General features: G+C 39.4%; 13 protein-coding genes and 1 pseudogene. 2 read left to right on the top strand and 12 right to left on the bottom strand.

The genetic code is table 11. From position 1 onward, the window contains the following. Positions 1–59 precede the first annotated feature (59 nt). The 11 genes and pseudogenes from F580_RS0114900 to dsbC form a co-directional block, all read right to left on the bottom strand. Positions 60–3,671 carry an ABC transporter permease/M1 family aminopeptidase gene (locus F580_RS0114900; protein WP_019028542.1) on the bottom strand — a complete coding sequence of 1,204 codons (3,612 nt, stop codon included), beginning with the start codon at positions 3,669–3,671 and terminating at the stop codon, positions 60–62. A 28-nt stretch (positions 3,672–3,699) separates the two neighbouring features. Further along, complete coding sequence (locus F580_RS0114895; protein WP_019028541.1) at positions 3,700–4,605, bottom strand: ABC transporter ATP-binding protein; 906 nt, start codon at positions 4,603–4,605, stop codon at positions 3,700–3,702. Between the two features lie 278 nt (positions 4,606–4,883). Beyond that, positions 4,884–6,458, bottom strand: a complete 1,575-nt coding sequence (lysS, locus tag F580_RS0114890; protein WP_019028540.1) for a lysine--tRNA ligase — start codon at positions 6,456–6,458, stop codon at positions 4,884–4,886. A gap of 302 nt (positions 6,459–6,760) precedes the next feature. Beyond that, positions 6,761–7,859, bottom strand: a protein-coding gene (gene prfB / locus F580_RS24620; protein ID WP_169338312.1) for a peptide chain release factor 2 whose coding sequence is annotated in 2 segments (ribosomal slippage) — positions 6,761–7,783 and positions 7,785–7,859 — 1,098 coding nt in all. Because the reading frame shifts where the segments join, the coding sequence is not laid out codon by codon here. A 328-nt stretch (positions 7,860–8,187) separates the two neighbouring features. Then, entirely contained in the window at positions 8,188–8,790 is a 603-nt protein-coding gene (locus F580_RS0114880; RefSeq protein ID WP_026301460.1) for a response regulator transcription factor, read from the bottom strand. Between the two features lie 23 nt (positions 8,791–8,813). Next, on the bottom strand, positions 8,814–9,959 hold the full coding sequence (locus F580_RS0114875; RefSeq protein ID WP_019028537.1) for a sensor histidine kinase: 1,146 nt from the start codon (positions 9,957–9,959) through the stop codon (positions 8,814–8,816). 91 nt (positions 9,960–10,050) lie between these two features. Beyond that, the gene (locus tag F580_RS0114870; RefSeq protein ID WP_083926994.1) at positions 10,051–11,325 is read right to left on the bottom strand and encodes an amidohydrolase family protein; all 1,275 of its coding nucleotides are present in this window, start codon (positions 11,323–11,325) and stop codon (positions 10,051–10,053) included. Between the two features lie 52 nt (positions 11,326–11,377). Beyond that, a complete protein-coding gene (locus tag F580_RS0114865; protein WP_019028535.1) occupies positions 11,378–11,974 on the bottom strand; it encodes a GIN domain-containing protein in 597 nt (198 codons plus the stop codon). A 188-nt stretch (positions 11,975–12,162) separates the two neighbouring features. Next, a pseudogene (locus F580_RS24615) lies at positions 12,163–12,504 on the bottom strand (ABC transporter permease); the annotation flags it as partial. Positions 12,505–12,555: 51 nt separating this feature from the next. Continuing rightward, positions 12,556–14,319, bottom strand: a complete 1,764-nt coding sequence (recJ, locus tag F580_RS0114855; protein WP_019028533.1) for a single-stranded-DNA-specific exonuclease RecJ — start codon at positions 14,317–14,319, stop codon at positions 12,556–12,558. Positions 14,320–14,469: 150 nt separating this feature from the next. Then, complete coding sequence (gene dsbC, locus F580_RS0114850) at positions 14,470–15,261, bottom strand: bifunctional protein-disulfide isomerase/oxidoreductase DsbC (protein ID WP_019028532.1); 792 nt, start codon at positions 15,259–15,261, stop codon at positions 14,470–14,472. A 243-nt stretch (positions 15,262–15,504) separates the two neighbouring features. Between dsbC and fldB the strand changes: the two genes are divergently transcribed. Both fldB and srmB read left to right on the top strand, forming a co-directional pair. After that, on the top strand, positions 15,505–16,023 hold the full coding sequence (gene fldB, locus F580_RS0114845) for a flavodoxin FldB (RefSeq protein ID WP_019028531.1): 519 nt from the start codon (positions 15,505–15,507) through the stop codon (positions 16,021–16,023). A gap of 686 nt (positions 16,024–16,709) precedes the next feature. After that, positions 16,710–17,963 carry an ATP-dependent RNA helicase SrmB gene (srmB, locus tag F580_RS0114840; RefSeq protein ID WP_019028530.1) on the top strand — a complete coding sequence of 418 codons (1,254 nt, stop codon included), beginning with the start codon at positions 16,710–16,712 and terminating at the stop codon, positions 17,961–17,963. Positions 17,964–18,085: 122 nt separating this feature from the next. Here srmB and aqpZ read toward each other — a convergent pair whose 3' ends face one another. After that, positions 18,086–18,790, bottom strand: coding sequence for an aquaporin Z (gene aqpZ, locus F580_RS0114835; protein WP_019028529.1), 705 nt, complete (start codon positions 18,788–18,790; stop codon positions 18,086–18,088). Between the last annotated feature and the right edge of the window lie 67 nt (positions 18,791–18,857).

Raw genomic sequence — 18,857 nt, 5'->3', positions numbered from 1 at the left:
AAACTAAAATGCCCAACAAATAGCGAATCAATCTTGTTGGGCATTTTTACCGTTAAAGCTTATAAGCGATAAATATTATCAGCACTATCTCTATCCACCAGTCTGATAAAAGGATCAACGCCGGCAAAGGTAGGTTTACCTTTCACTCTGATCTTTATTTCATTACTACCGGTTTTTATTTGATGCTTAGCTAGATATAAAACAAAATCTTTAGCGCTAAGGTCTTCTGGATCAGCACTAAATAAGCCAATATCAATCTCATCAGTAAACTCTACTTCGGTTTCCTTACCTTGACCATCAGCTCTCTTTAAAGCAGCTTCAATAGTTAGCGTTACATCATAGAAATCATCCATTCCATCCACCTCTGACACGGTTACATCAGTAGTTTTTAGATCATACAAACTAATATGCTCAAACAGGTTACTAATAAAGGTCTTTTCTTGCTCATTAGTATCTTGATTAAGGTAAGCCATTAAATCTAAGGTGGTTGGATAAGGTGTGCTTTGATATTTAAAGTCCTGTAAGAACTTTTCTAAGGCCGAATTTAACCTTTGCTCTCCTAAACGATCTTTTAGTGACATCATTACCACAGAGCCTTTACGATAGTGAATGTACTGCTGATTTTCACTACGATACAAGGGCATTTCTTCTAAAAACTCTACGCTTCTACCACGAAGGTAACGGTCTAATTCATATTTCAAAAACTTACGAATTTTATCTTCACCGTATTTTTTCTCCATGACCATCAAGGCACTATATTGCGACAAACTTTCTGAAATAATAGCACTGCCTTGAACATTAGCGGCACCCACTTGATGTCCCCACCATTGGTGAGCAACTTCATGCGCGGTAACATAATAGACGGGATCAATATTTTCAGGATCACGTAAATCACTAATAAAACCTATTTTCTCTGAATATGGCACCGTATTAGCAAAACTTTGCGCGAATGAACGATAACCTGGGAATTCAATAATGCGCATTTGCTTATGTTGGTAAGGACCAAAATTTTCAGTGAAATAATCAATTGAATCACGCACTGATTCAATCATACGATCAACATTCATGCTGTGATTTTCATGATAATAAACTTCGATATCAATACCTTTATATTGCTCTTTTTTCGACGCTAACTCTGCCGATAGAAAAGAATAAAAGTTCACCATAGGTGCATCCATTTTATAATGGAACACTCTTCTGCCATCAATTAGCTGCTCACTTTGCAAATACCCAGGCGCTATGGCAAATTGTTCAGCCGACGTTGATATAGTTGCTTCAAAGTCAATAAAACCTACGCCTTTACCAAAAAAACTTTCATTGTAAAAACGACTGTCTTCGAGCTTGTTCGCGCGTTGAAGTGGTTTTAAATCATGATTACGCCTGTCATGACGATCAGTTAACTGCCAATCTTGGCGATAACCAAAGGTTGGAAACAAGGTGAAGTTATCGATAAAAGTACCGTTTTCCAGTAAGGTAAAATCATTATTACCATCAGAGAAACCGTGATGCTCGCGCGTCACTGTTAACTTACCCTGGCGTACTTCACCTGGCATTAAAGGCTGCTTAAAAGTAAACCAAGCCGTATTATACTTTTCATCTAATGCGCCTAACTCGCCACCTTCAATTTCAACTTGCCATGTTTTACTAAACCTAGGTTTAGACACTAAAAACTTCTCGATCGGTTTATCTGAGGTGTTGGTTAAACTTAGCTCAGCTACCGCTTCTATGCGGCGTTGCTTCGGGTAAATATCAACTTTAGCGTGTGTCTTGATAATGGTAGGAATCGTGGCATTTAAATGCTCAACATACTTGTGTTCATATTCAGCTTGAAGGTCTTCTAAATCGTCAGCAATAATATACTCATTCACAATACGGGTGTTGTAATGAATTACGCTACCCGCACCAATAAAGATCACTAAACCCGCCATAATCGTTAACTTTCCAGGTACTGCCAAATAATACCCCACCTTAGCTAGACGAGCTTTCAAGCCTTGAGCTGGCCCTCGATGCCATAAAGCATAAGCTAAACTTGCCAGTACCAAGGTTAAACCAGTCCAGTAAAGCATATACCAATGATGACTGGCTAAAAATGTACCATAACCATTAATATCAGAATAAAAAACTTGTGGTACGCTAGCAAATTGAAACATGTTATGGCTAAAGCCAAAATTACTTAACGTGATGGTACTGATGATATAAAGCACAAATAGCAACATACCTACATATTTGTTTGAACTAATCACCTGTAAGAAAAATGCCAATACCGCGGTTAAAATTAAGGGTAATAAATTAATGTAACCTAACCGAATAATATATTGTGAGAACTCTATATGTTCATGACCACGCATTATTTGATTTAGTACCGTAACCCCAATTCCAAAGACATAAAGCAAAACGAGCACTAAGCTAATAGCGATAATTTTTGATAGCCAAAAAGTAATATTATTTACTGGCATTGAATCAACAATATCACCCATACCGGAGTTACGCTCACGCCAGACAATTTCAGCACTGTAATAAGCCAGCACTATCATCATTAATAAGCCGGTCGAGTTAGCAATGAGGGAAACCATTGCTTGAGTAAATGGCCAGTTAGGTGTTCCAAACATGCCTTGGGGATCAACCAAGGGCGCAACGAGCAAGAAAACCGTTAACACCGCTAACACCATAAATGGTGCACTGAATATCACCTGCTTTATTTCAAATAAGATGCGTAAACGTAAATGTGCCGCGGTTTGAATTCCTGAGCTTTTGGTAGAAATATTATTATGCAAAAGTTGCGGGATTTTCATCGTTTGCAACTGTTCTTGTTGCTCCGCTTTGTGTTGTGCTTTTTTAGTCTGCTTTTTCACTTTAGCTGGCGACAGACGCACTTTCGCACGAAAACCTCCAAACACAGCCATAATAACCACAGAGATGGCTAACCAAAGTAAGCGGTTTTCAAGCAAAAGACCGCTGAGTTCAATTGAGCTATTGTTTTTATCAAACATAGTCCAATAACGGGTTACTTCACCAAAGGTATTAAAAGCAAATGGATCAAGTAATGCCGCCATAACACGATATTCAGGCTCATTCAAAAACTGCCCTGAAATAGAATATAAAATAAACAAACCTACAGCAGAGAGATACACCGCCATCATTGAGCGGAATTTAATGGCAATAGCGTAGAAAAAACAAGACAGCACTAACAGTGTCGGTAACGACAGGTAAAAATAGGCGGTAAAGTAATGACTAAGATTGGTTGGCCCTATGCGTTCAGGATCAACCCAGCCAACTAAACCACCAAGCAAGGTACCACATAAAATTGCTAATGGAACAAAAGCAAAGACTGTTGCCACCACGGCAAATGAGCCTAAAAACCGCCCAAGCTGATAACTCAATGGGTTAATAGGTTTACTATAAAGCAGTTCCGACATTTGGCTAGTGTCATTTCTTGTTGCCGTACTGCCGACAAAATTCACCACCAAAAACATGGCAAACAAGCCCATAATCAATAACGTTTGCGCAATTGAAAACGGACCGTTATATAAAACATTACCACCACCACCTATTTGTATATTTTCACTAACGGTCGCAAAAAAAGTCAGTAAAAAAAATATTAAACTGGTAACGTAAAAAGAGGGTTGTCGAGTAAAATAGCGCCATTCAAAGGCGAACATTTTCATTAACATGAGAGGTTCCTTATGCTTTGTTAGGCAATTAAGCGACTTGACTTACTGTCACTGCATCTTGGTTATTGGCACGATGATCATTTAGGGTAGAGAAATAAACATCTTCTAAATTCGCTGGGGCCGCCTCAAATCCAAAGGGAGCATTCTCATCAATAACATGAATGATGGTTTGCCCGGCAAATAAACGTTTGGAGATAACATTAAAGTCTTGCTCTATTGCCTCAACCTCAGCTTGTGGAATGGCTTTACGCCAAATTTGACCATTTAATTTATTGGTTAACTCAATGGGATTACCTTGTAATATAATTTTACCTGACGCTAACACCGCCATATTAGGACAAAGTTCACTCACGTCATCAACGATATGGGTCGATAAAATAATGGCTTTTTCTTCACCTAAGCTTACTAATAAGTTATGAAAGCGGTTACGTTCTTCAGGATCTAAACCTGCCGTTGGTTCATCAACAATAAGTAAATCTGGATCGCCTAATAATGCTTGAGCAATACCAAAACGCTGTCGCATACCGCCTGAAAAACCACTCACTGCATTTTTTCTGTGTTGATATAGGTTGGTTTGTGCCAATAAGCCTTCGACAGCTTCTTTGCGCTCAGCTTTATTTTTCAAGCCTTTTAAAATAGCGAGGTGGTCAAGTAGTTCATAAGCGCTGATGCGGGGGTAAACGCCAAAATCTTGCGGTAAGTAACCTAAACGTTGCCTTAAAGCTTGGGGATCATTGAGTACATCAACACCATCAAAGTCAATACTACCGCTGTCTGCATCTTGTAACGTTGCAATCGTGCGCATTAAGGATGACTTTCCAGCACCATTTGGACCCAGTAACCCAAACACCCCTTTAGGGATTACTAGGTTGACGTTATCAAGAGCTTTTACTCCGTTATCGTAAGTCTTGGATAAATTTTTTATTGTTAACATTATTATTCCTTGCGTTAATTTTTATTTATTATTTTTGCCAATTTCGTTGTAGGTAACTGAACAAAAAAATTTTCGAGTTTAGCCTACTGCATTGTTAATATTATGTAAAACAGAACTTGACCACTCACAGTGAGAGTATGTAATAAAACCTGCCTTACATCCTTTTAAAATACCAAAAAAAAAGCCCGTAGTTACTAGCGATTTTATGCTAATAACTACGGGCTTCATCATGCTTATTTGACTATTTTCAAATAACGGTTTTATTCAAAACGCGTTTATTACTCTGCTTCAGGGCGCATATGCGGGAATAAAATAACATCTTTAATTGTGGGTGAATCAGTAAACAACATCACTAAACGGTCGATACCAATGCCTTCACCAGCCGTTGGTGGTAAACCGTATTCTAAGGCTGTTATGTAATCCGCATCGTAATGCATAGCTTCATCATCTCCAGCATCTTTTTCTTCAACTTGTTTCTTAAAACGTGCTGCTTGGTCTTCTGCATCGTTAAGCTCAGAGAAACCATTGGCTAATTCACGACCACCAACAAAGAATTCAAATCTGTCGGTAATAAATGAATTATTATCGTTACGGCGTGCTAGTGGTGAAACTTCCCACGGGTACTCGGTGATAAAGGTAGGTTGATCCAATAAGTGCTCGGCAACTTCTTCAAAAATTTCACAAATGTATTTACCTGGTCCCCATACTTTAGACGCACTGTTTTCTTTAACACCAACCGCTTTCGCCATCGCTTTAATTGCATCAAAGTTATTTTCTGGGTCACGTAATACGGCTTCATCAAGGTGCTCAGCGGCGCGATGATCTTTACCATAAGTTAAAATGGCATCTACCATAGATAAACGTACAAATGGCTGGCCAAAATCGTAGAATTTCTCTTCCACTACTTCACCATCAGCATTTTTAACGGTATTACGAATCATTGTTGTACCAAGTACATCTTGGGCAACAGTGCGTAACATTTCTTCTGTAAGGTTCATCATGTCATTGAAATCAGCATAAGCTTGATAAAATTCAATCATGGTGAATTCAGGGTTATGACGTGTTGAAATACCTTCATTACGGAAACTACGGTTAATTTCAAATACACGTTCGAAACCGCCGACCACTAAACGTTTTAAGTTAAGCTCTGGCGCAATACGTAAATACATATCAAGATCAAAAGTATTGTGATGCGTCATAAACGGTTTAGCGGTTGCGCCACCTGGTATGATTTGCAGCATCGGTGTTTCTACTTCCATAAAATCACGTTCAACTAAAAACTGTCGAATCCCTGAAATAATTTTTGAACGCATTTTAAAGGTATTACGGGTCTCTTCATTGATAATCAAATCAATATAACGCTGACGATATTTAGTTTCTTGATCTGATAAACCATGAAACTTTTCAGGTAATGGACGTAGTGATTTAGTCAACAATGAGTATTCATTCATATTCACGTAAAGATCGCCTTTACCTGATTTATGTAAAATACCTCTAATACCAATGATGTCACCAATATCTAACGAACCCCATTTAGCTCTTATTTCTTTCTGTACGGTTTTTTCAGCATAACCTTGAATACGACCTGACGCGTCTTGTATCACTAAAAATGGTCCACGTTTTGCCATAACACGACCGGCGATAGCGTAAGTAACCTGTAGTTCTTCAAGTTCTTCTTTGGTTTTTTCACCATGTTCAGCTTGAATGTCAGCGGCTAAATGTTCACGATTAAAATCGTTAGGAAAACCATTAGCTGAACAATTAGAGCGAATCTTTTCAAGCTTTACACGGCGCTCAGCAATCAGTTTATTTTCATCTTGTGCTACGGGTGTATTCTTGGCTTTATCTGTCATTTTATTTCTCGTGGTTATCTTTAATTTTTTAATGTGTGATTCACACCTTATCGAGGTAACTGCGTCATGCCGATATTAGCTAGGAACCCATAAAGTATTAATGGATTCCCGACAATATACTTCGGCAATGACGTAAACACGCAAAGGCGCTTACCTCAATGTTGGTTAATCTCTATTTATGCCTACAAAGCAGACTTCAAACTGGCTGCTAAAAACGTGTATCTATCACCGTGTCACACAGTTTGAACACGGCTTGCTTATTTTATATTACCGTTATTTTCAACGTGGCTGCTGAAAGGTATCTACAAACCAGACTTTAAACTGGCTTCTAAAAACTTGTCTATATCGCCGTCTAATACGGCTTGAGTATTTCTGTTTTCAACACCAGTGCGTAAATCTTTAATACGGCTATCGTCTAAAACATAAGAGCGAATTTGACTGCCCCAACCGATATCAGACTTACCATCTTCTAATACTTGTTTGTCGGCATTTTGCTTCTGCATTTCTAATTCATACAACTTAGCTTTTAAAAGCTTCATTGCCGTCGCACGGTTTTTGTGCTGAGAGCGATCGGCTTGGCATTGCACCACTGCGCCCGTAGGAACATGGGTGATACGAATGGCTGAGTCAGTTTTATTGACATGCTGACCACCTGCGCCCGATGCACGGTAAGTATCAATGCGTAAATCTGCGGGGTTGATATCAATTTCTATGTTGTCATCAATTTCGGGATAAATAAATGCTGAGGCAAAGGAGGTATGTCGGCGACCAGATGAATCAAACGGTGATTTTCGAACCAGTCGATGCACGCCTGTTTCAGTACGCAACCAACCATAAGCATATTCACCACTGTATTTAATCGTACAACCTTTAATGCCAGCCACATCACCATCGGTAACTTCTACGACTTCGGTTTTAAAACCGTGCGCGTCGCCCCAACGTAAATACATGCGCATTAACATTTCAGCCCAATCTTGTGCCTCTGTGCCGCCAGATCCCGATTGAATATCTAAATAACAGTTATTTATGTCTTGTTCGCCCGAAAACATCCGGCGAAATTCTAATTTAGCCAATATGGCATCTAAAGCATCGGCTTCAGTAATTGCCTCATCAAAGGTTTCTTGATCTTCTTCTTCAACCGCTAACTCAACTAAGTCGGCAATATCTTCACAACCAGTTTCAAGTTCGACTATGGTATTAACGACTTCTTCTAAGGCGCTGCGCTCTTTACCAAGGGCTTGAGCCCGCTCAGGTTCATTCCAAACTTCAGGCTGCTCTAATTCACGAGAAACTTCAACTAAACGTTCAGCTTTAACATCGTAGTCAAAGGTACCCCCGAAGCGAATTAGCGCGGGCACGGATTTCTTTTAATTTGGTTAATATTGGGTTTGTTTCAAACATAAATCTTCAAACATAAATTTAATGTGTAGTCTTTGACGACATTGAACAGAAAAAGACGAATAGTCGCGCATTGTAACGTAAATAAGAGGGTAAATAAACGGCTATAAAGCGTAGAAATTTCTTAAGTTGAACATTTAGTTAACGCACCTATTTTGCATGGCAATATTACCCGTTAAATTAGCATACCTGTGAGTACTCGCTATTGTAAATAACTTTAATCTGGGACTATGATTAGCGGTTAGCAATCTAAGTAGTGCAACATAAACGCCCCCCCCTTTATAGTTACAAAATGAGAGGCGAAATGGGCAGTTTCAATAGACTATAAAAATTATAACCAGCCTTTTTGCTTTGCAATGCGAGCTGCTTCAATTCTATTTTTAGCCCCCAATTTTGCTGTCGCTTCCGATAAATAATTACGTACTGTACCTGCTGATAAAAAGATTAACTCAGCGATGTCTTTCGTTGAATGACCTGCTTGCGACAAGCGTAATACTTTACGTTCATTGTCACTCAGTGGATCATCGGCAGCCCATGCTTCAGTAACTAACTCAGGTGCAACAATCACTTTACCTGCATGGATTTTTCTTACTGCATCAGCCAGAGAATCAGCAGGAGCATCTTTTAATAAATAACCTTTTACCCCCGCATTCATCGCTCGACGTAGGTAACCGCCACGAGCAAAGGTTGTTAAAATCATGACCTTGGCTGGATGGTTTATTTTTTGTAATTCCTGCGCTAATTCGATACCTGTCATGTAAGGCATTTCAATATCAGTCAAAACGATATCAATGGATTGTTGCTGAGCTTTGCTTAGCGCATCTTGGCCATTTTCTGCTTTGGCAACGACTTCAAAGTCTTCTTCCATATCCAGTAAAGCAGACAAAGCGCCAAGAACCATCGATTGGTCTTCTGCTATTAATATTTTGATCATTTTATTTTTATCCATTAGCAATATTAGTCAAGGTTGCCATCTTCTATGGCTTCGCAGTTGCCGCTTTGTGTATTTTGAATAATAGGTATAATAAATTGCAGTTGTGTATTAGGGGCGTTTACTACGTTCATGCTACCTCCTATATGGTTAATACGCGTACGCATATTTTGCATACCGGATTGCTCTTTCGTGGTGATTATCTGCCCTTGGTCGCTTATCGTTAACTTTAAACAAGTTGACGCTTGTTGTAATACTATCCACACTTTTGCAGTTTCAGCATGACGAATAACATTCGTTATCGCTTCACGAATGATTAATGCCAATTCTGATTCAACCTCAGTAGACAACAAATCCACTTCAATGCTTGCTATCAATTCAATGTTAGCAGCCTTTGTTGCCACTTTAGCTTGTAGTAGTTCTCCTTTAATCGTTGCGATGTTATATCCTTTAACTGCTCCTCTGACTTGCGCCAAGGTTTTTCGCGATAACTCTTCAACATCTTTTATTTCTTTTTTAATTTTTTCAAGTGGTAAGCCTTTTTCAATCATCTTGCCGGCGAGTTCTGACTTTAAAGTGATGACAGATAAGCTATGGCCGAGTAAATCATGTAAGTCGCGGCTGATACGCTCTCGCTCGGCGATTTTAGCTAATTGCTTAGCTTCTTGCTGCGATTTTTTCAACGCTTTATTTTTTTTCAAAACCTCAGAGCCTTGAATGCTCATCAACCCTAAAGTGACCGACATAAAAATTGCAGGGATCCAAAAATAACTCGATTTATCAGTAATAACCGTATATAAAACAGTGAATATCAGCACGGATAAAAGCATTTGGAAAGCTTTCTTCCGATTTTCAAATTGGCCACTAAATGCCGCGGCATAAACGAAAAAAACATTCCCCCCCACATTAATTTCGGACAAGACAATACCAATTAAACAGATAGCCGCGATATAAAAAACCAACTCATGCTCTTGAACTGAAAACGCTCGAAAATACAGTACTAAAAAGGTAATTAGTCCAGCAATAACAATCGCTATTTCAACTCCCTGCACCGGTCGAAAATACAAGTTACCAAAAAATAGGCTCAAGAAAAGTAAATTGGTATAGACGGAATAACCAATATCTTCATCATTTGGTAAGAGAAAATTATGTATTTTAATCAGTAAACTCATGTGACTCCTAATAGGCACATTTACAAGGTGATAATTATGCAGTATATCACCTTGCATTTCTTGGGTTAATAAACAACTCAGTGCTCACCAATCAATATGCTAAAGGCTCCGTTGAGTTATCTAACGCTATACGACCTGACAGAATAACTATGTTGATTTTTTTAAGTTCTCTGATATCTTGCCAAGGTTGACCATTTACTATTAATAAGTCAGCGTATTTTCCAACTTCAATGGTGCCTAATTCGGCTAACTTCCCTAAAGCGTCAGCACCATTGCGAGTCGCGGCGATTAGCACTTTGACATCAGGAATGCCAGCATTCACCATACGTGATAATTCGTTGTGATAGCTATTACCATCAGCCATTTCTACAGGAGAATCTGTTCCTACACCAAAAACTACACCCGATTGATTTAACGCAGCAATATTTAAGTGACCTTGCGGCTCTCTACCCAAAGTAGGTACGTAGACAATGTTATTCTCCACAATGCTTTGTAACGTTGTTGAATTGATAAGGTTACCATGACGAATGCCATGCTCAATGGTATTGATACCCGCAGCAATAGCTTCGTCAGTTTCCTCTGGCGAGCCAGTATGTACTGCAACCCATAACCCGTGTTTACGCGCCTCACTGGTTAGTGCTAATAAGGTATCACTGGAAATACGTGGCATAGTAACAACGCCTTTTTCATTGGTACTACCTTGGTAGATCACTTTAATGCCATCTATGCCCTGTTCTGCTAAAATTGCCACTTGTTGTTTTACATAACTTGGATCATCGGACTGTATAGTCATGCGCTCGACCACCCAAGTTGGAATGCCTTTACCTTGCGTTGGGTGCCCGCCTTTAACGGTAAATATTGGTCCGGCAATAAACAACCGTGGGCCGGCGATGTTTTGCTCGCTAAGCTCTTTTTTAAGATCTAAAATTGCGGGCATAACATCGCCAAGAGATCGGTAACTGGTAACGCCAGCCGCTATAAGTTCACGCCTAACACTGGGTAAATATCGAAGTTGTTGCCAGATCATCGAAGGTATACCCTGCTCAGGATCTCTAGCTTTACCAGAAAGAAAATGCCCATGTAAATCAATCAATCCCGGTACAATGGCTTTGCCTGTAGCATCAATGCGCTTAACTTCTGTTGGTATTTGGCAGTTACTGCCAATACAAACTATCTTGCCGTCTTTAATCAGAATGCCGGGGTTGTCTCTGACTTGTTCACTGGTGCCATCAAAAAGCTGACCATTGGCAATCCATATGTTTTGCTTTGGATTCTCCCAAACATATAAATTGTTGTGGTAAGCAATCATAAAAATGGCCGCTATGGTAATAATGAATAGGGTGAAATAGATGAAGAATTTTTTCATGTTAATACTCGACGTTGATGATTGACTTTATGATTTGAGCAGCGCGAAATTCTTATTTAGAATAGGTTAAATCAGCGTTAGTTAAAGTGCCATGAGAGCCGTTTGAGCGAATATTTTGGCGCTTTGCAATGCCTTGAACCTTTAAATCACCTGCATCGTTCATTTCTATATCTATACTTTCAACATCAACATCTAAGTTAGCATTACCCGCACCGTTTATGCTCACCGTTAAGGTATCGGCCTTGATAGCCAGACTTTTGATATCCCCAGCACCATTAGTGGTAATAAGCATTTCCTTAGTGTTTAAGGTATTGGTGCCCGTTAATTCTGCAGAGCCTGAAGTGCTAATACTATAAAGCTGATTATAATTGACAAAAACCTGTACCGATTCACCACGATGAAAGCCTTTAGTTGTTATAAGCAAGGTCTCATTTTCTACTGTGGTCACAACATCGCTAATCGGCATACCTGATACTTTCACTAATAATGCTTGTTGCTCACCTTGAGTGATAATAACTTCAGCAAGCCCTGAGACGGCTAACGCAGTAAATCTCGCCACTTCACGGGACTCAGTTTGAGACTCAAAGACCGAACAAGCTGTTTGCAAAAGGGCTAAAGATAAAAGTAATGCTTTAATAAATAATTTCATAAGTTGTTTTAGGATTAATGAGACAGTGACGTTAGTTTGCCAAAAACAAATGTTAACCGTAAGAGCGCTTTGTCATCAGTTGAAGTGACAAATGTCATATTGATATGGGTTAGGAGTTAGTCAGTAAAGCGTAGGAAAAAGGCAATACGGATTAATAAAAACACCTTAACTAAGATATTTCCGCTGAACTAGATGTTAGTTGTATTTTGACTTTTTTTATTCAACATTAGAAATATTGCCGATGCTAACCCTGCTGAAGCAAAGACCATGCACATCACCATGATTTGGTAACGAGCTGCAATAAAAGGCGATACACCAGTAAGAATTTGTCCGGTCATCATGCCAGGTAAAGAGACAATACCAACGGCAAATAAGGCATTAATATTGGGGGTCATCGACGTTTTGAAGGCAATGTTTCGCGCATAGATATAACTTTCACCGCGGTTAACTTCAGCAAAAAAACGCTCACCACATAAACTGACGCTATTCATGCCGTTAGCGAATACCATACCCGCGAGCGGCACCGGTGTTTTCGCTTGATGCCGCTCGCGGGTATGGTGCTTAGTTAACTAGCTTTACAGCTAAACCGTACGCATATCAGTAATCATCAACTGTACAGTACGCTTACCACGAAATTCATTAACATCTAGACGATAAGCCAGGTGAACCTGTTTCGCTTGCGCATTTGGCCAAGCTTTAACATCAACATTAAAAGCAATGCCATCAAAAACCTGCTTACCTTGAGCTGTGTCTTTTTCTACCACTATTTTCAAATGTTTTTCGCCAACAATTCGCTGTTGTACTAAGGTAAATACATCATCAAATAAAGGTTCGGGAAAATTCTGTCCCCAAGGGCCTGCTTCACGTAATTGTTCGGCAAATTCAAGGGTGAGTAACTCTGCGCTTAATTCACCATCAGACAGGATAATGCTATCTAAGTCTTCCGGTTTTAACCATTTTTTCGCCATGTCATTAAAGTGTTGTTGAAACCTGGCGAAGTCTTTTTGCTTAATTGATAAACCCGCTGCCATGGCATGGCCACCAAACTTCAGAATTAAGCCAGGCTGCTGACTATCAATATGTTCGAGTAAATCTCGTATATGTAAACCTGGAATTGAGCGCGCGGAGCCTTTAATTTCAGCATTTTCTAGATCATTATCATCATGCTTTGCTTTAGCAAAGACTATGCAAGGACGATGAAATTTTTCTTTTAAACGACCAGCAACGATACCAATAACGCCTTGATGCCAGTCCGCTTGAAATAGTGAGATAGCGCTCGGTAAATTTAACTCATCAAAATTTAGCGAGATGAGTACTCGCTCAGCTTCTTGCTGCATACCCTGCTCTATTTCTCGGCGGGCTTTATTTAAATCATCTAACTCGGCGGCCATGACCCTCGCACTTGATAAATCCTCAGCGAGTAAACAGTTGATGCCATAGGACATATCGTCTAAGCGTCCAGCAGCATTGATCCGTGGACCCAAAGCAAAGCCAAAATCACTGGCAACCAGTCTTTGCTGGTTTTTATTCGATATCTCAATCAGTGCTTGAATGCCTGGCCGTGTTTGGCCGGCACGAATACGCTTTAACCCTTGAGCAACTAAAATTCGATTATTGGCATCAAGTGGCACTACATCAGCAACAGTACCTAATGCGACTAAATCGAGTAATTGGGCAATATTTGGCTCGGCGATCCCTTGTTCAGCAAAGTAGTTATGCTCTCGACAATATTTCCTTAACGCGAGCATTAGATAAAAAGCGACACCTACGCCGGCAAGTGCTTTACTCGGAAAATTACAACCGTGTTGATTTGGGTTAACAATCGCATCCGCTATAGGTAATGAATGACCGGGCAAGTGATGGTCGGTAACGATAACTTGCATGTCTAAATCTTTTGCTCGTTTAACGCCGGCAATACAACTAATGCCGTTATCGACAGTGATGAGCATTTGAGCATTTTGCTTGGCAGCCATATCAACAATTTCAGGCGTTAAGCCATAACCGAATTCAAAGCGATTTGGCACAATAAAGTCATGATGATTGCTGCCAAACAAACTTAAGGCTGTCATCATCAAAGCCGTACTTGTTGCGCCGTCGGCATCAAAATCACCAATAATGATGATACGCGTTTTATTGAGCAGTGCTTGATGTAATAATTGACAAGCTTTGTCCATCCCCTTAAGGGCAGTTTCAGCAACCATGCCTTGTAAACGTGCAACATTAAGCTCAAGTTCATCTGCTGATTTCATGCCTCGGCTGGCATAAATCTGTTTTATAATTTCGGATAAACTATCAGGTAAATGACTGGTGGCGACTTGATCGCGGCGAACAATTTTTTTACTCATCTCTATTAAATCTCAGTTAAATCTCAGCTAAATCTCAGTGATTCTCGAACGGGAACAGTAATTGGCTCTTATGATGACTTATTTTTAACATAAAAAAAGCACTTACTGAAAATCAGCAAGTACTTTTAACCGCGTCATTTGGCCTAAGTACTAGATACTTTTTAATATCTCTTCTAACTGTGCAGGTTCTTTATAGCCAGGAACCATCATACCATTTGATAATATAATGGCTGGCGTACCGTTAACGCCAGTTTGGCGGCCAAAATCAAATTGCGCTTCAATAGGCGCTTCGCAAATTCGATGAGCGATGCCACTGCCTGATTTAGCTTTAGTTAACGCCTCGGCATTATCTTCACTACACCACACTGAACGTAGATCTATAAAGCCTTTGCTCAAGTTACCTGTTCGGTCTTTAATACCTGAACGCGGATAAGCTAAATAACGAAAGGTGATACCACGAGCATTGTAATCAGCCATTTGGCCATGCATTTTACGACAATAACCACAGGTAATATCAGTAAACACAGTCACGACATACTTTTCGTTTTCGGCTTTATAAACAATCATATCGTCTTTAAAGGTTTCCATGCCTTCAAGGCGGAGTTTAACTAAACTGTCTTCGGCTAAATCTTTCACTTCATCCCCTAAGCTATAAACTTTGCCTTGAATAAAAAAATCGCCATCATAACTGGCGTAAAACAAACCTTGATTAGTAACTAACAATGCAATGCCCGGTACTGGCGTTGCTTCAACCTTAACCACGGTCAAGCCTAAAGAGCTGTTGATTTTTTCTTTTAAAAGTTCAACATTCAGAATGGTAGCGTCATTGACAGCTTTAACTAATTTTTCAGGTACATTGGCTGGTGAGGCATTTGCGCTTGATAACAATAAAGGTAAGGTAAAAACAGCCAGTGCGGCACTAAATAAAAACGTCTTAAACATAAAGATTCCTACAAATTTCTAATATCGAACTAACAAGTGAAAGCAATAAAGCAGATAACAATGACCTTTATACTCATGCTTACTTACATAGACCTAATAACTAGCAGGGAAATTACAGCCCTGAGGGATTATTTGCAACTTAAAATAACCAGTATATTGAATTAACTTGTAAACAAAGTTAAATGTTTTTGCTAAAATCCCGTCAAAGTTACTCGTACTAGAATAAAATTTGGAATTAGCATAATGAAAATTGGTTTATTTTATGGTTCAACTACTTGTTACACAGAGATAGTTGCCGAAAAAATCCAGGCAATAATTGGTGCAGATATAGTTGATATTTTCAATATTAAAGATCAACCATTAGCGCTGTGCCTAGATTATGATTTTATTATTTTAGGTATTTCCACTTGGGATTATGGTGAATTACAAGAAGATTGGGAATCTATTTGGAGCGATATTAGTCAGTTAGATCTTGGTGATAAGATTATTGCCATTTATGGCATGGGCGATCAAGTTGGTTACACTGAATGGTTTCAAGATGCCCTAGGCATGCTTCATGACCAAGTACTGGTGCAAGAGGCAAAAGTTGTTGGCTATTGGCCTACTCAAGGTTATGAATTTGTCGCGTCAAAAGCATTAACAGCAGATGAAAGCCACTTTGTTGGTTTGTCCTTAGATGAAGACAGTCAATATAACTTAACCGATGATCGTTTAGATACTTGGTGTGAGCAAATATTACTCGAGTACAGTAGCTTACTATAGCGTCTTCTTTTAGTTTATCGCTTTGCTTCATAGGATTTATTCTTCATTATACCCGTTACCATTCAAGATGCATGTTTCAGAGTGCTTGAGCAATTTCAATTCAAGGCATATCAATGTAGCCATGGTTATTCAGGAGAATATGCTCAGGATAATATGCTCCTGCATTATCTAATAAGGTACTTCCTGTACCGTCTGCATTCTCTTATAAGCTACATCCATATAGCGCCATTCAAATGGATGTAACGATGAAGTGATGTTGCTCAAGCGCTTCTGCGATGGGTTTTAAATGACTTTATGCGGCGTTAAAGAACAAAAATATAGACTGACTATGTTTACGTTCTTCTCCTTGCCTAAAGTCATTTAAATTCCCACTGAAATCGAGCACTTTGAATGGTAACGGGTATATATCCAATTACGTTCTGCAAACAAGCGTTTAGTCCTAGCGATAAATAGTTACAGCAAGGGCTAAAACCACTATAATTGCCGCCATATTATCATTATACCAATCTCACTAATTAATTAATCATTTCTACTGGTTAAAAACAGCCACCTACTTCGTTATTTATTTAATAATTAGATCAACTAGTTATTGAAATAATGACCCTGTATTTTCCTGTTTCCCAACCTGTAAAGTAGATCCCTTATTTAATGAAAATGGTATTATAACTTTTAGTGAATTATCCCCTATGTTTGAGCAATTCGATCTAGACTCAGAATTATTAGCCAGTATAAATAAAATTGGTTACACCAAGCCGACTTCAATCCAGGAACTTGTTATTCCTGAAGCGATGAAAGGTAGAGATATACTTGCATCAGCCCCAACAGGCACAGGTAAAACAGCCGCATTTTTATTACCAATCGCTCAGCATTTATTAGATTATCCACGTACCCAGCCGGGTTTCCCTCGGGTATTAATTTTAACGCCAACTCGTGAGTTGGCGATACAAATTGGTCAAGATTGTGAACAACTTACCGAGCTAACTAAAATAAAAACCGGCGTGATCACCGGTGGCGTTAACTACGGTAGCCATGCTGATATTTTAACAAGCACTACAGATATTTTAGTAGCGACCCCAGGTCGATTATTAGAATATATTGAGAACGAACAGTTTGATGCGCGTGAAATTGAAATTTTAGTGTTAGATGAAGCCGATCGCATGCTCGATATTGGTTTTAGTGAGACCATCAACCGAATTGTTGCTGAAGCTCGCTGGCGCAAACAAACCATGCTATTTTCAGCCACCTTAGAAGGTGCTGGTGTACTAGGTTTTGCTAAAGATGTGCTCAATGACCCTATATTTTTAGAGTCAAACCCATCGCGTAAAGAAAAAGCGGTCATTCATCAATGGCTGCACTTAGCTGATGATTCTAATCACAAGTTAAGCATGTTGATCAATATATTGAAGCAAGAAGGCGTCGAACGTACTGTTGTTTTTGCCAATAAACGTGAAACTGTACAGACTCTTTCGGGCAAACTTTACGCTGAAGAATTACCTTGTGTCTGGCTAGAAGGAAAAATGCCACAAGATAAACGTAATAAAGCTATTTCACGTTTTAAAAGTGGTGAAATTAAAGTATTAGTGGCAACTGATGTTGCCGCTCGTGGTTTAGATATTGACAACATCACTCATGTGATTAATTTTGATATGCCGCGCAAAGTTGATATTTATATCCACCGTATTGGTCGTACTGGCCGTGCTGGTAACAAGGGTACCGCCATATCTTTAGTTGAAGCGCACGATATGGGCGTTATTGGCAAAATTGAGCGTTACACCAAAGAGCGTTTATCACGCCGTGTAATTCCTGATTTAAGACCTAAACATAAAGAGTCTCGTGTCGTTAATAAAAAAGCAAAGATGAAACTGACTAACTCGCAGAAAAAAGCTAAAGCAAAGAAGCAAGGCAAGAAAAAAGCTAAGCAAGCAAAAGCAGCTAAGTAAGACTTACCTGCTATGCCTAGTTACCCTTAGTAATTTAAGCGTATAAAAAAGACTGGTTTGCTATAGCAAACCAGTCTTTTTTTATGCATTTTTTCTTCTACTTAGATTCTATTCGGGTGCCATTAACTCGTTGCTTCTTTTTCTTCTTCTCTAGAGACAAAGCGGTATAACTTAGCGCCAATAAAACCGCCAACAATAGGTGCAACCCAGAACAACCATAATTGAGCCACAGCCCAATCACCAACAAATAATGCCACACCGGTACTACGTGCAGGGTTTACTGAGGTATTTGTAACCGGAATACTGATCAAGTGAATGAGGGTTAAGCACAAGCCAATAGCAATGGGCGCTAAACCTGCAGGCGCACGTTTATCAGTTGCGCCCATAATGACAAATATAAACATCATGGTTAATACTACTTCAGCAACCAGCGCTGCTGTCATAGAGTAACCACCGGGTGAATGCTCACCAAAACCATTGGCAGCAAAACCTGCAGATAAATCAAAACCGGCTTGACCACTAGCGATAAGGTATAACGCACCTGCCCCGACAATAGCGCCAACAACTTGGGCAATAATATAAGGCATAAGTTCACTGGCAGGAAAACGACCGCCAGCCCAAAGGCCTACCGACACGGCTGGATTTAAATGACAACCTGAAATATGTCCTATCGCATAAGCCATAGTGACTACGGTTAAACCAAAGGCTAAGGAAACGCCAAGTAAGCCAATACCTACTTCAGGGAATCCTGCAGCTAATACCGCACTACCACACCCTCCAAGTACCAACCAAAAAGTACCAATACATTCTGCAAGATATTTATTCATTATTATTCCTTTAAACGATTAATAAACTTCTGCTTAGGCGTTTGAGGTAGCGCCGTATGATTTCTTA

This window comes from Colwellia piezophila ATCC BAA-637 (assembly GCF_000378625.1).
GTDB classification, from domain to species: Bacteria; Pseudomonadota; Gammaproteobacteria; order Enterobacterales; family Alteromonadaceae; genus Colwellia; species Colwellia piezophila.
The sequence above is the reverse complement of the archived record's forward strand: the minus strand, read 5'-3'. Positions and strand labels throughout refer to the sequence as shown.

Excerpts from the sequence above, each read along its gene's own strand:
- F580_RS0114900 (WP_019028542.1), bottom strand. The coding sequence starts at position 3,671 with ATGTTAATGAAAATGTTCGCCTTTGAATGGCGCTATTTTACTCGACAA.
- F580_RS0114895 (WP_019028541.1), bottom strand. The coding sequence starts at position 4,605 with ATGTTAACAATAAAAAATTTATCCAAGACTTACGATAACGGAGTAAAA.
- lysS (WP_019028540.1), bottom strand. The coding sequence starts at position 6,458 with ATGACAGATAAAGCCAAGAATACACCCGTAGCACAAGATGAAAATAAA.
- F580_RS0114880 (WP_026301460.1), bottom strand. The coding sequence starts at position 8,790 with ATGATCAAAATATTAATAGCAGAAGACCAATCGATGGTTCTTGGCGCT.
- F580_RS0114875 (WP_019028537.1), bottom strand. The coding sequence starts at position 9,959 with ATGAGTTTACTGATTAAAATACATAATTTTCTCTTACCAAATGATGAA.
- F580_RS0114870 (WP_083926994.1), bottom strand. The coding sequence starts at position 11,325 with ATGAAAAAATTCTTCATCTATTTCACCCTATTCATTATTACCATAGCG.
- F580_RS0114865 (WP_019028535.1), bottom strand. The coding sequence starts at position 11,974 with ATGAAATTATTTATTAAAGCATTACTTTTATCTTTAGCCCTTTTGCAA.
- recJ (WP_019028533.1), bottom strand. The coding sequence starts at position 14,319 with ATGAGTAAAAAAATTGTTCGCCGCGATCAAGTCGCCACCAGTCATTTA.
- dsbC (WP_019028532.1), bottom strand. The coding sequence starts at position 15,261 with ATGTTTAAGACGTTTTTATTTAGTGCCGCACTGGCTGTTTTTACCTTA.
- fldB (WP_019028531.1), top strand. The coding sequence starts at position 15,505 with ATGAAAATTGGTTTATTTTATGGTTCAACTACTTGTTACACAGAGATA.
- srmB (WP_019028530.1), top strand. The coding sequence starts at position 16,710 with ATGTTTGAGCAATTCGATCTAGACTCAGAATTATTAGCCAGTATAAAT.
- aqpZ (WP_019028529.1), bottom strand. The coding sequence starts at position 18,790 with ATGAATAAATATCTTGCAGAATGTATTGGTACTTTTTGGTTGGTACTT.